This is a genomic window from Pseudomonas sp. MF5691 (genome assembly GCF_016405645.1).
Classification (GTDB): domain Bacteria; phylum Pseudomonadota; class Gammaproteobacteria; order Pseudomonadales; family Pseudomonadaceae; genus Aquipseudomonas; species Aquipseudomonas shahriarae.
Genome location: NZ_JAEKDC010000009.1, coordinates 110,939 through 123,256, shown reverse-complemented (window position 1 = coordinate 123,256; position 12,318 = coordinate 110,939). Strand labels below are relative to the sequence as shown.

The 12,318-nt window shown below is 61.5% G+C and carries 11 protein-coding genes; 6 read left to right on the top strand and 5 right to left on the bottom strand.

All coding sequences use genetic code 11. The annotated features are described in order from the left end of the window. Positions 1-104: 104 nt before the first annotated feature. Both JFT44_RS15180 and JFT44_RS15175 read left to right on the top strand, forming a co-directional pair. Positions 105-650, top strand: a complete 546-nt coding sequence (locus JFT44_RS15180) for a cytochrome b (protein WP_198792590.1) — start codon at positions 105-107, stop codon at positions 648-650. A 244-nt stretch (positions 651-894) separates the two neighbouring features. Continuing rightward, positions 895-1,128, top strand: coding sequence for a hypothetical protein (locus JFT44_RS15175; protein WP_120733633.1), 234 nt, complete (start codon positions 895-897; stop codon positions 1,126-1,128). 46 nt (positions 1,129-1,174) lie between these two features. Here JFT44_RS15175 and chrA read toward each other — a convergent pair whose 3' ends face one another. Further along, a complete protein-coding gene (chrA, locus tag JFT44_RS15170) occupies positions 1,175-2,383 on the bottom strand; it encodes a chromate efflux transporter (protein ID WP_120733631.1) in 1,209 nt (402 codons plus the stop codon). A gap of 196 nt (positions 2,384-2,579) precedes the next feature. On the opposite strand from chrA, the gene JFT44_RS15165 reads away from it, so the two are divergent. Beyond that, complete coding sequence (locus tag JFT44_RS15165; RefSeq protein ID WP_057438591.1) at positions 2,580-3,020, top strand: TspO/MBR family protein; 441 nt, start codon at positions 2,580-2,582, stop codon at positions 3,018-3,020. Positions 3,021-3,074: 54 nt separating this feature from the next. On the opposite strand, the gene JFT44_RS28905 is transcribed toward JFT44_RS15165, so the two are convergent. Together JFT44_RS28905 and JFT44_RS15155 are read right to left on the bottom strand one after the other, a co-directional pair. Next, on the bottom strand, positions 3,075-3,953 hold the full coding sequence (locus JFT44_RS28905; protein WP_198830864.1) for a sensor domain-containing diguanylate cyclase: 879 nt from the start codon (positions 3,951-3,953) through the stop codon (positions 3,075-3,077). Between the two features lie 82 nt (positions 3,954-4,035). Beyond that, on the bottom strand, positions 4,036-5,427 hold the full coding sequence (locus JFT44_RS15155) for an aldehyde dehydrogenase family protein (RefSeq protein ID WP_057960190.1): 1,392 nt from the start codon (positions 5,425-5,427) through the stop codon (positions 4,036-4,038). A 104-nt stretch (positions 5,428-5,531) separates the two neighbouring features. Between JFT44_RS15155 and JFT44_RS15150 the strand changes: the two genes are divergently transcribed. Beyond that, positions 5,532-6,398, top strand: a complete 867-nt coding sequence (locus tag JFT44_RS15150) for a LysR family transcriptional regulator (RefSeq protein ID WP_120733629.1) — start codon at positions 5,532-5,534, stop codon at positions 6,396-6,398. A gap of 11 nt (positions 6,399-6,409) precedes the next feature. Here the strand turns inward: JFT44_RS15150 and JFT44_RS15145 are convergent, their stop codons facing one another. Together JFT44_RS15145 and JFT44_RS15140 are read right to left on the bottom strand one after the other, a co-directional pair. Beyond that, positions 6,410-6,619 carry a hypothetical protein gene (locus tag JFT44_RS15145; protein WP_057438594.1) on the bottom strand — a complete coding sequence of 70 codons (210 nt, stop codon included), beginning with the start codon at positions 6,617-6,619 and terminating at the stop codon, positions 6,410-6,412. Positions 6,620-6,879: 260 nt separating this feature from the next. Continuing rightward, on the bottom strand, positions 6,880-8,076 hold the full coding sequence (locus JFT44_RS15140; protein ID WP_120733627.1) for an amino acid aminotransferase: 1,197 nt from the start codon (positions 8,074-8,076) through the stop codon (positions 6,880-6,882). A 343-nt stretch (positions 8,077-8,419) separates the two neighbouring features. On the opposite strand from JFT44_RS15140, the gene uvrB reads away from it, so the two are divergent. Together uvrB and gltX are read left to right on the top strand one after the other, a co-directional pair. Further along, a complete protein-coding gene (gene uvrB / locus JFT44_RS15135) occupies positions 8,420-10,435 on the top strand; it encodes an excinuclease ABC subunit UvrB (RefSeq protein ID WP_057960188.1) in 2,016 nt (671 codons plus the stop codon). Between the two features lie 289 nt (positions 10,436-10,724). Further along, complete coding sequence (gltX, locus tag JFT44_RS15130; protein WP_057960187.1) at positions 10,725-12,206, top strand: glutamate--tRNA ligase; 1,482 nt, start codon at positions 10,725-10,727, stop codon at positions 12,204-12,206. Positions 12,207-12,318 lie beyond the last annotated feature (112 nt).

Sequence of the window (12,318 nt, the reverse complement as noted above, 5' to 3'; positions counted from 1 at the left end):
TGTATTAAGGCTGGGCGGGCAGGGTGGCGTGGTTCGATCAGGCGTTAAACCGGATCGAGGTCGGGCGAATGACTCGCTCGCCAGAATGACAGCAGAGGCCCAGCATGACCCGAGACTCCTCCACCCAACGTTATGGAAAACTGTCGATTGCATTGCACTGGCTGATGCTGGGGCTGTTTGTCGGTGTCTATGCCAGCATCGAAATCAAAGGCCTGCTACCCCGTGGGGGCACCATGAGAAGCCTATTCCTGGGACTGCACGGGCTTTTGGGGGCAAGCATTTTTCTTCTGGTCTGGGTGCGTCTGCTTGGGCGCCTGACCCCCCGGCCACCGATAACGCCTGCCTTGCCTACGTGGCAGACCGGCGCTTCGCACCTGATGCATCTGGCATTGTATGGGCTGATGATTGCGACCCCGCTGCTGGCCTGGCTGATGTTGTCGGCGGCAGGCAAACCGATGCCTTACTTCGGGTTTTTTCTGCCGTCACTTGTGTCGGTCGATCCGGACCTGGCAAAGCAGTTCAAGCATTGGCACGAGTTGCTTGGCAGTAGCGGTTACTGGCTGATCGGTTTGCATGCGGCGGCAGGTTTGTTCCATCACTACTGGGTTCGGGACAACACCCTGGCGCGGATCCTGCCTAAACGCTTCTGAATGGAGCTTGAGAGTCGAGCAAGCCGTCGAGCCCGGGTTCGGCGGCGTTCCCTCTTGTTCTCAGAGGCTGGGATGGCAAGTGCTGCACCGATGTGGTCGCGAAATCAGCCCTTTTTTGCCCATCCCGGTCTACCATGCGCCTCCGGCAGTGGTTCCTCGCGCTATCGGCCCCAGCCATCAAGGTATCGCACATGACCTCGTTCACCCGCAACACACCGTCCCCAGCCTCATTCGAGGTGCCGCAATGAGCATTGACCAGATCAGCCTGCCCAAGGGCGTAGGCCCACATGCCGTCAAGTTGCTGGAGGCGATCACCGGCGCCAGCACGCCTGAAGACCTGAATCGCGCAGGCGGCAAAGCCGAAGGTTTTGTCCTGGGCCTGGAGTCCACCAAAGCCATCAAAAGCCAAATCGCCGAGTCGTTGTATGTGGCTTACGACGACGCTGCCAGCCATCGTGCGGCTGAGTTGAAGGGCTAGTAGCTGCACGCCCCGGCTGTCGAGCAGGGCGTGGTGGCTGGGTTGTCTACACGATCAGACTCAATAACCAGCCCGCTGCGCCGCTGCCTGCAACCACGAGCCATGGCGGCAGTTTGCAGAACATCAGCGCCACCAGGGCGATCAGTGCCAGGCCGAAGTCTTGTGCGGTGAATATCGCGTTGGTCCACACCGGTTGGTACAGCGCCGCCAGTAATAAACCCACCACCGCGGCATTCACGCCGGCCAGTGCGGCCTGTGCGCGTGTGTTTTGGCGCAGGCTTTGCCAAAAGGGCAGGGCGGCGAAGATCAAGAGAAACGACGGCGCGAAGATAGCCAGCAGGCAGATCACGCCGCCGAGCCAGCCGGTGGGGGCCGGGTTCATCGCGGCGCCGAGGAACGCGGCGAAGGTGAACAAGGGCCCGGGCACGGCTTGGGCCGCGCCGTAGCCGGCGAGGAACACGTCGTTGCTCACCCATTGCGGCGGCACTACTTCGGCTTGCAGCAGGGGCAGTACCACGTGGCCGCCGCCGAACACCAGCGAGCCGCTGCGGTAGAACGCGTCTAGCAGCGCCAGGCTCTGGTGGGGCAGCGTCTGGGCGAGGAGCGGCAGGCCCACCAGCAGGATCAAGAACAGCGCCAACCACATCACTCCCGCGCGGCGGCGGATGGGGATGGCGAGTGCGTCGTGGGTGGCGTTGGGGACGGGGTTGAACAGCAGCAGGCCGACGACGCCTGCGCCGGCAATCACCGCGACCTGGCCCCAGGCCGACGGTATCGACAGGGTAATGACGGCGGCCATCAGCATCAGGAGCATGCGCCCCCCGCTATGGCACAGGTTGCGCGCCATGCCCCACACGGCTTGGGCGACGACCGCCACGGCGACGACTTTGAGGCCATGCAGCGCGCCGTTCGGTATGGCCGAGCTATGCTGGGTCAGGCCCAGGGCGAACAGGATCAAGAGCACGGCGGACGGCAAGGTAAACCCGGCCCAGGCCGCCAGTGCGCCGCTGTAGCCTGCCCGTGACAAACCCAGGGCGATGCCCACCTGGCTGCTGGCCGGGCCGGGGAGAAATTGGCAGAGTGCGACCAGGTCTGCATAGCTGCGCTCGCTCAACCAGCGCCGCCGCGTGACGAATTCATCGCGAAAGTAGCCGAGGTGGGCGACAGGTCCGCCGAAGGAGGTCAGACCCAGGCGCAGGAAAATCAGGAAAACCGACCAGGGACTGCTGCGGTGATCAGCGGGGACGTTGGCCAAGCGCTCGATTCTCTAATGAATGGGAAGAATCAACGCACCCTAAACCTTTTATATGACGTGAAAAAGGTGCGGGCTACGCGAAAACCGGTCAATCAAGTGGATTCGTTTCGGGGCCGATTGAATTTATGGCCGCAAGGTTGGGTCATTTGAGACGTTACGGTGCCAACTGCGTGCGCCATCCATATAGGGACCGACCATGACGTTCTTCATCTTCCTGCTCGCCTGCGCTACCGCTGCCAGCACCGGCATCATGTTCAAGCCCGGCGCCTGGTATCAATCCCTGGTCAAACCGCGCTTCACCCCACCCAATTGGTTGTTTCCGGTGGCCTGGACGATCATCTATTTGCTACTCGCCTGGGCCGGTTACCGCCTGAGCCTGATCCCCGGCAGTCAGACAGTGCTGGCCCTGTGGGCGGCGCAGATTGCCTTGAATACGCTGTGGACCCCGGTGTTCTTCGGCGCGCATCGGATTCTTGCGGGGATGCTGATTATCACGCTGCTCTGGCTCACCGTGGCGGCGATGGTGGTGCTGGCGGTGCGCCTGGACCTGATCACCGGGTTAATCCTGTTCCCGTACCTGGCGTGGCTGAGTGTCGCGGCGGCGTTGAATTTCTCGATCCTGCGCAATAACCGTTGATGGCCTACACGCGTTGGCCTGCCAGTGAGCCCGAACCGGCACAACTGCGCCGCTTCAACAAATAGCTCGCTTGGCGGCCGCGCGGTGGATTTTCTTCAGCCGGTACATATCACCATCGGCATGGCTGAGCAGCGTATCGGCATTGTCCCCGTCAGCCGGATAACGGGCTACGCCGATGCTGCACGATGGCATTGTCACCGGGCCAAACTCAGGGCCCAGCGGTTCGGCCATGATGGCAAGGATCTGCTGTACCTTCTCGGCCACCGCCTCTTCTGAATGAAGATCGGTCAACAGCACGGTGAATTCATCCCCACCCATCCGCGCTACTGTGTCGGTGTCCCGCACACAGCCTTCCAGGCGTCGTGCAATGGCACATAGCACGCGGTCGCCGGCGGCATGTCCATGCACATCATTGATGCCCTTGAAATCATTGATATCCAGGAACAGCAGCGCCAGTGTGCTGTTCTGGCGGCGCGCGTTGCGCAACGCGGAGTCCAGCCGATCATTGAACAGCGAGCGATTGGTCAGGGCGGTCAGCGGGTCGTGGTGGGCGAGAAAGCGCAGTTCCTCCTCGGCCTGGGTGAGGGCGGTGATGTCCCGCGCCACGCCGATCCGGGCGCCCACATCCTCGGACCAGAATGCCGCCCACAGGATATGCACGACACTGCCATCCTTGCGCAGATAGCGGTTGCGGAAATCGACGTGGGGCTGGCCGTTCATCACCCGGATGATCGAGGCTCGGGTGGCCGCCAGGTCTTTAGGGTGCATATAGTCGGTGATCAAGTTGCCGGTCAACTCGTCGGCACGGTAGCCGAGCAGCGTCTCGCAGGCATCGCTGACAAATGCGATCTGATTGTCCCTGTCGACCACGAAAACCGTATCCAGCATCAGATGGATCAGTTTGGGGTAGAGCGCTTGCAGGTCAACGGGCATAGGTCAGTGCAGTCCGGTTCAAATATCGGCCTGATCATATCCCGAACCTGCAGGCTGGCAATGAGCAATCTTGACTATCGGCCTACCGCCGATCTATCCATACCGTCTGCGCATTGCAGAATTCCCGCACGCCGAAATGTGACAGTTCGCGGCCAAACCCACTCTTTTTCACCCCGCCAAACGCCACCCGAGGATCGGACACGCTGTAGGCGTTGATAAAGACCCCGCCGGTTTCCAGCTGGTTGGCGATCTGGCGTGCCTTGGCTGGGTCGCGGGTGAAGAGGCTGGCAGTGAGGCCGAACTCGCTGTCGTTGGCCAGGGCCACGGCATGCTCGGCGTCGCGGGCGCTGATGATCGAGGCGACGGGGCCGAACAGTTCCTGTCTGAACGAGGTCATCTGGTCGGTGACGTTGGCCAGGACGGTGGGGGCGTAATAGTTGCCCGCGCCTTCAATAGGATGGCCGCCCAGCAGCAGGGTGGCGCCTTCGGCCAGGGTCGCCTGGACTTGTGCGTGCAGCTCGTCACGCAGGTCGAAGCGGGCCATGGGGCCAATGTAGGTGTCGCTCGACGTCGGGTCGCCCATCACCAGTTGGCGGCTGGCTTCAAGGAATCTGGCGGTGAACGCCTCGACCACGCCTTGCTCGATGATCAGGCGCTTGGCGGCGGCGCAGACCTGGCCGGAGTTCTGGAAGCGGCCGATCACCGCCGCTTGCACGGCGGCGTCGAGGTCGGCGTCGTTGAGCACGATAAAGGGGTCGGAGCCGCCCAGTTCCAGTACGCACTTTTTCAGCGCGGCGCCGGCTTGCGAGCCGATGGCGATGCCGGCGCGCACGCTGCCGGTCAGGGTCACGGCGGCGATGCGTGGGTCGGCGATGGCCTTGGACACGCCGTCGGGGGTGACGTTGATCACTTCGAACAGGCCATCGGCGAAGCCGGCTTTGTGGAAGGCCTGCTGCATCAGGTAGGCGCTGCCCATCACGTTGGGCGCGTGCTTGAGCACGTAGGTATTGCCGCTGAGCATGGTCGGCACGGCGCCGCGCAGCACTTGCCACACCGGGAAATTCCACGGCATTACCGCGAGGATCGGGCCCAAGGGGCGATATTCGATCTGGGCGCTGCCGTTGTCCACCAGGGTCGGTTCCGGGGCGAGCATGGCCGGGCCGTGGGCGGCGTACCACTCGGCCAGCAAGGCGCATTTCTCGATTTCGCCACGGGCCTGGGCGATGGGCTTGCCCATTTCCAGGGTGATCATTTGCGCCATTTCTTCGGCTTGTTCGCGCAGGGCGCCGGCCAGGGCCAGGAGCAATTCGGCGCGCTGTGCCACTGGCGTATGGCGACCCTTGTGAAAGGCGGTGCTGGCGCGAGTGAGGGCGGCATCCAGTTGCGCGGCGGATTCGTACGGGTAGCTGCCGACGGTTTCGCCATTGGCGGGGTTGATCGACAAGGCATGGGTCTGGTGAGTGATAGCGTTCATGGCACCGTCCTGCGCAGTGTTGGAGAAGGTGCCCAGCGTACGGGGCTGTATCTTTTCCGGGAACTGAATAATATTAAGCAATACGTTCACGATTGGAGAATGACTTGGATCTGGTGCAGTTGGAGATTTTCAAGGCCGTGGCCGAGCAAGGCAGCATCAGCGCCGCCGCACAGCTGATTCATCGGGTGCCATCGAACCTGACCACCCGTATCAAGCAATTGGAGCAGGACCTGGGTGTCGAGCTGTTTATCCGTGAGAAAAGTCGACTGCGCCTGTCGCCTGCCGGCTGGAATTTCCTCGGTTATGCACGGCGCATCCTTGACCTGGTGCAAGAGGCCCGCGCCACCGTGGCGGGTGAGGAGCCCCAGGGCCCCTTCGCCCTGGGCTCGCTGGAAAGCACCGCCGCCGTGCGAATCCCGGCATTGCTTGCGGCCTACAACCAGAAACACGCCAAGGTCGAACTGGACCTGACCACCGGGCCCTCGGGCACGATGATCGAAGGCGTGTTATCGGGGCGACTGGCGGCAGCGTTTGTCGATGGACCGGTGTTGCACCCGACCCTGGAGGGAGTGGCGGTGTTTGAGGAGGAGATGGTGGTGATTGCGCCCTTGCATCACGCGCCGATCAGCTGTGGGCAGGATGTGAACGGTGAGAACATCTATACCTTTCGCTCCAACTGCTCATACCGGCACCACTTTGAGCGCTGGTTTTCCCAGGACGGCGCGATGCCGGGGAAGATTTTCGAGATGGAGTCGTACCACGGCATGCTCGCCTGTGTCAGCGCCGGCGCCGGGCTGGCGCTGATGCCGCGCAGCATGTTGGAGAGCATGCCGGGGTTTACCACGGTCAGCGTATGGCCGTTGGCCGATGAGTTCCGCCTGCTCAACACCTGGCTGATCTGGCGTCGGGGCACGGTGTCGCAGAGTTTGGACAGTTTTGTGCAACTGCTACAGGAACGCATTCCCCTGTAGGCGTCGGCAAGCTAGCCACCAAACTGCAGGGTGCCCATCGCCAGTTTCGCCATCAGCGCCGTGGCCCCCAGTTGCACCAGCCACAAGGCCAGGCCGCCGAGGAAGACGCCCAGGGCGACTTGCAGCACCAGGCTTTTTTGCCGCTTGGCTGGGGGCGTGCGGGGGGTGAAGTGATCCAGTTCGTCGCGGTCGGCACGCAGGTCCAGGTCGTCGTTTCTCATAAGGCTCTCGCAGCAAAGGGGCAGTCGGTGTTCAGTCTAGGGGTTGGGCGCCGCAAGTGGTGAACTTGTTGTGGCGAGCGAGCTTGCTCGCGTTGGGGCGCATAGCGGCCCCTTGTTCAGGCACCGTGGTGGTCCGGTAAGTTCAGGGTGGCAGGTATTGGGGCTGCTGCGCAGCCCAACGCGAGCAAGCTTGCTCGCCACGTGGGGCACAAATGGAAAGGGGAAGCCACTGGCTTCCCCTTCGTACCCCGCGATCAGGCTTACAGCACCTGCACAATCGCCTTGGTCACGGCAGCGATATTCGCCTGGTTCAACGCCGCCACGCAGATGCGGCCGGTGTCGAGGGCGTAGATACCGAACTCGCTGCGCAGGCGGGTGACTTGCTCTACGGTCAGGCCGGAGTAGGAGAACATCCCGCGCTGGCGACCGACGAAGCTGAAGTCGTGGCCCGGAGCTGCCTTGGCCAGGTCGCTGACCATCTGCTCGCGCATGCCGCGGATGCGCAAACGCATTTCGGCCAGTTCTGCTTCCCACTGGGCGCGCAGCTCTGGGTTGTTGAGCACTGCCGCCACAATCGCCGCGCCGTGGGTCGGCGGGTTGGAGTAGTTGGTGCGGATCACGCGCTTGACTTGGGACAGGATGCGCACGCTTTCTTCTTTCGATTCGCTGACGATGGACAGTGCGCCCACGCGCTCGCCGTACAGCGAGAACGATTTGGAGAACGAACTGGACACAAAGAAGGTCAGGCCCGACTCGGCGAACAGGCGCACGGCGGCGGCATCTTCGTCGATACCGTCGCCAAAGCCCTGGTAGGCCATGTCGAGGAACGGCACCAGGTTCTTGGCCTTGACCACTTCCAGCACGTCTTTCCAGTCGGCTGGGCTCAGGTCGACGCCGGTCGGGTTGTGGCAGCAGGCGTGCAGCACGACGATGGACTGGGCGGGCAGGGCGTTGAGGTCTTCCAGCAGGCCGGCGCGGTTCACATCGTGGGTGGCCGCGTCGTAATAACGATAGGTCTGTACCGGGAAGCCGGCTTTTTCGAACAGCGCCTGGTGGTTTTCCCAGCTTGGGTCGCTGATGGCAACTACGGCATTGGGCAGCAGTTGCTTGAGGAAGTCAGCGCCGATTTTCAGTGCGCCGGTGCCGCCAACGGCCTGGGCAGTGATCACCCGGCCAGCGCTCAACAGCGGCGACTCAGTGCCGAACAGCAGCTTTTGCACGGCCAGGTCGTAGGCGGCAATGCCATCAATCGGCAAGTAGCCACGGGCGGCGTGTTGCGCCACGCGAATGGCTTCCGCTTCGGCAACGGCACGCAGGAGTGGAATCTTCCCCTCCTCGTTGCAGTAAACGCCCACGCCAAGGTTGACCTTGTCAGTACGGGTATCGGCGTTGAATGCTTCGTTGAGGCCCAGGATAGGATCGCGTGGTGCCATTTCGACAGCGGAGAACAGGCTCATTTTTGCGGCAGCTCTATGGGGGAATGGAGGGACGTGTCGCGCTCCAGCCGAATGCACTAGAGCGGTGCACAAACGGGGAGCTAGTATAGAGGCCAACACCGCTCGCGGCGACAGCCGAAATGGCTTTTCGGCCAAGTTTTTCGGTTTATTTATCGACCGTTAGTCTTATTGCAACATTGATGGCCGCAGGCATGCAGGACGATTGCCTTGAAACCCGTCACATTCGCCTCCACTTCTACAGCTATCATGGTTTTTTCCTACGGCTCGCTCTGATATTTAGCAGGCTGTGGTCTTTTTCGTCCCCGACGGGTTTACAGTCTGGGGTGACTTCAAGAGGTACGTTATGTCGGATTTCCAACTAGTCACCCGCTTTGAACCTGCTGGCGACCAGCCCGAGGCCATCCGCCTGATGGTCGAAGGCATCGAGGCTGGCCTGTCCCACCAGACCTTGCTTGGGGTGACCGGCTCCGGCAAGACCTTCAGCATTGCCAACGTGATCGCGCAGATCAACCGCCCGACCCTGGTGCTGGCACCGAACAAGACCCTCGCCGCGCAGTTGTACGGTGAATTCAAGGCGTTCTTCCCGAACAACGCGGTGGAGTACTTCGTCTCCTACTACGACTACTACCAGCCCGAAGCCTATGTGCCGTCCTCCGATACCTTTATCGAGAAGGATGCGTCGATCAACGACCATATCGAGCAGATGCGGCTGTCGGCGACCAAGGCGCTGCTGGAACGCAAGGACGCGATCATCGTCACCACCGTTTCTTGCATCTACGGCCTGGGCAGCCCGGAAACCTATTTGAAGATGGTGCTGCACGTCGATCGCGGCGACAAACTCGACCAGCGCGCCTTGCTGCGGCGCCTGGCGGATTTGCAATACACCCGCAACGATATGGACTTCGCCCGCGCGACCTTCCGCGTGCGTGGCGACGTGATTGACATCTACCCGGCAGAGTCGGACCTGGAGGCGATCCGGATCGAGCTGTTCGACGATGAAGTCGAGAGTTTGTCGGCCTTCGATCCATTGACTGGCGAAGTGATCCGCAAACTGCCGCGTTTCACGTTCTATCCAAAAAGCCACTATGTGACACCCCGTGAAACCCTTTTGGATGCCATGGAGGGGATCAAGGCCGAGCTGGCCGAGCGCCTCGAATACCTGCGCGCCAACAATAAGCTGGTGGAAGCCCAGCGCCTGGAGCAGCGCACGCGTTTTGACCTGGAGATGATCCTCGAGCTGGGCTACTGCAACGGCATCGAAAACTACTCGCGCTACCTGTCGGGGCGCGAATCCGGCGCGCCACCACCGACCCTCTACGACTACCTGCCGGCAGACGCCTTGCTGGTGATCGACGAATCCCACGTCAGCGTGCCGCAAGTCGGCGCCATGTATAAAGGCGACCGTTCGCGCAAGGAAACCCTGGTGGAGTACGGCTTCCGCCTGCCTTCGGCGCTGGATAACCGGCCGATGCGTTTTGACGAATGGGAAAGCATCAGCCCGCAGACCATCTTTGTGTCGGCCACGCCGGGCAACTACGAGGCCGAGCATGCTGGCCGGGTGATCGAGCAACTGGTGCGTCCCACCGGCCTGGTCGACCCGCAAATCGAGATCCGCCCGGCCCTGACCCAGGTCGATGACTTGCTGTCGGAGATCACCAAGCGCGTGGCTCTGGAAGAACGGGTGCTGGTCACCACGCTGACCAAGCGCATGTCCGAAGACCTTACCGATTACCTCGCCGACCACGGCGTGCGCGTGCGTTACCTGCACTCGGACATCGACACGGTGGAGCGCGTGGAGATCATCCGCGACCTGCGCCTGGGTACGTTCGATGTGCTGGTGGGCATCAACCTGCTGCGTGAAGGCCTGGACATGCCCGAGGTGTCGCTGGTGGCGATCCTGGACGCGGACAAGGAGGGTTTCCTGCGCTCCGAACGCTCGCTGATCCAGACCATTGGCCGTGCGGCACGTAACCTCAATGGCCGGGCGATTTTGTATGCCGACCGCATCACCGGCTCCATGGAGCGGGCCATCGGCGAGACCGAGCGCCGCCGCGACAAGCAGATTGCGTTCAACCTGGCCAATGGCATCACCCCCAAGGGCGTGTTCAAGGACGTGGCCGACATTATGGAAGGCGCCACCGTACCGGGCTCGCGCAGCAAGAAGCGCAAAGGCATGGCCAAGGCTGCCGAGGAAAACGCCAAGTACGAAAACGAACTGCGCTCGCCGAGCGAAATCACCAAGCGTATCCGCCAACTGGAAGAGAAGATGTACCAACTGGCGCGGGACCTGGAGTTTGAAGCGGCGGCGCAGATGCGCGATGAGATTGGCAAGTTGCGCGAGCGGTTGCTGACGGTCTGAAGTTGCGTTGATGGGGCGGGCCTCATCGCAGGCAAGCCAGCTCCCACATGTGCAATGCATTTCAACATGTGGGAGCTGGCTTGCCTGCGATGGCGGCGCAGTGTCGGTTACGAAAGGCAATGGAATATAGCCAGCTAACGATCTGCCAAATAGCTATCTCGCGGTTGCAGCCCCAACCTTGGTTTATATGCCCTTTGTTGATCGGCCCACGCTGGAGCCGGGGGGCTTGGGGCTGTTACCATTCGCCCCTTGTTTTATTTTCAGCTTTATTGCCCATTCGAGACCCGCCATGACCACCGTCCGCACGCGCATCGCGCCATCGCCTACTGGGGATCCCCACGTCGGTACTGCCTACATCGCCTTGTTCAACTACTGCTTTGCCAAGCAGCACGGCGGTGAATTCATCCTGCGGATCGAAGACACGGACCAAGTGCGTTCGACCCGTGAGTCGGAACAGCAGATTTTCGATGCCCTGCGCTGGTTGGGCATTACCTGGGCTGAAGGCCCGGATGTCGGCGGCCCACATGGCCCGTATCGCCAGAGCGAGCGCAGCGACATCTATAAAAAGTACACCCAGCAACTGGTCGACATGGGCCATGCCTTCCCGTGCTTCTGCACCGCCGAAGAACTGGACCAGATGCGCGCCGAGCAACAGGCCCGTGGCGAAACCCCGCGCTACGATGGCCGCGCACTGCTGCTGTCGAAAGAAGAAGTGGCCCAGCGCCTGGCTGCCGGTGAACCTCACGTCATTCGTATGAAAGTGCCGAGCGAAGGCGTGTGCGTGGTGCCGGATATGTTGCGCGGCGATGTGGAGATCCCGTGGGACCGCATGGACATGCAAGTGCTGATGAAGACCGACGGCCTGCCGACGTACTTCCTGGCCAACGTGGTCGATGACCACCTGATGGGCATCACCCACGTGCTGCGTGGCGAAGAGTGGCTGCCATCGGCGCCCAAGTTGATCCTGCTTTACGAATACTTCGGCTGGGAACAGCCGCAGCTGTGCTACATGCCGCTGCTGCGTAACCCGGACAAGAGCAAGCTGTCCAAACGCAAGAACCCGACCTCGGTGACCTTCTACGAGCGCATGGGCTTCATGCCTGAAGCGATGCTCAACTACCTGGGCCGCATGGGCTGGTCGATGCCGGACGAGCGCGAGAAGTTCTCGCTGCAGGAAATGGTCGATAACTTCGACCTGTCCCGCGTCTCCCTGGGCGGGCCGATCTTCGATATCGAGAAGCTGTCGTGGCTCAACGGCCAATGGCTACGTGACCTGCCGGTGGAAGAGTTCGCCAGCCGTGTGCAGCAGTGGGCGTTGAACCCCGAGTACATGATGAAGATCGCCCCGCTGGTGCAGGGCAGGGTGGAGACGTTCAGCCAGGTCGCCCCACTGGCCAGTTTCTTCTTTGCCGGGGGCGTGAACCCGGATGCCAAGCTGTTCGAGTCGAAGAAGCTCTCGGCCGACCAGGTTCGCCAGTTGATGCAGTTGATCCTGTGGAAACTTGAAAGCCTGCGCCAGTGGGAGAAGGACGCCATCACCGCAACCATCCAGGCGGTGGTCGAGTCCCTGGAGTTGAAACTGCGCGATGCCATGCCGCTGATGTTTGCCGCGATTACCGGGCAGGCCAGTTCGGTGTCGGTACTTGATGCGATGGAAATCCTCGGTCCTGACCTGACCCGCTTCCGTCTGCGCCAAGCCCTTGATTTGCTGGGCGGTGTGTCGAAGAAAGAAAACAAGGAATGGGAAAAGCTGCTGGGTGCTATCGCCTAGTTAAGCGCTGGTAAGGTCAAAACCCCGGCTTTCCGGGGTTTTGACGGTAAGTGATTGTTATCCCGGCAAAAAACTTTGAAAATTGTTGAAAATAAATTTGACAGCCTTTCAA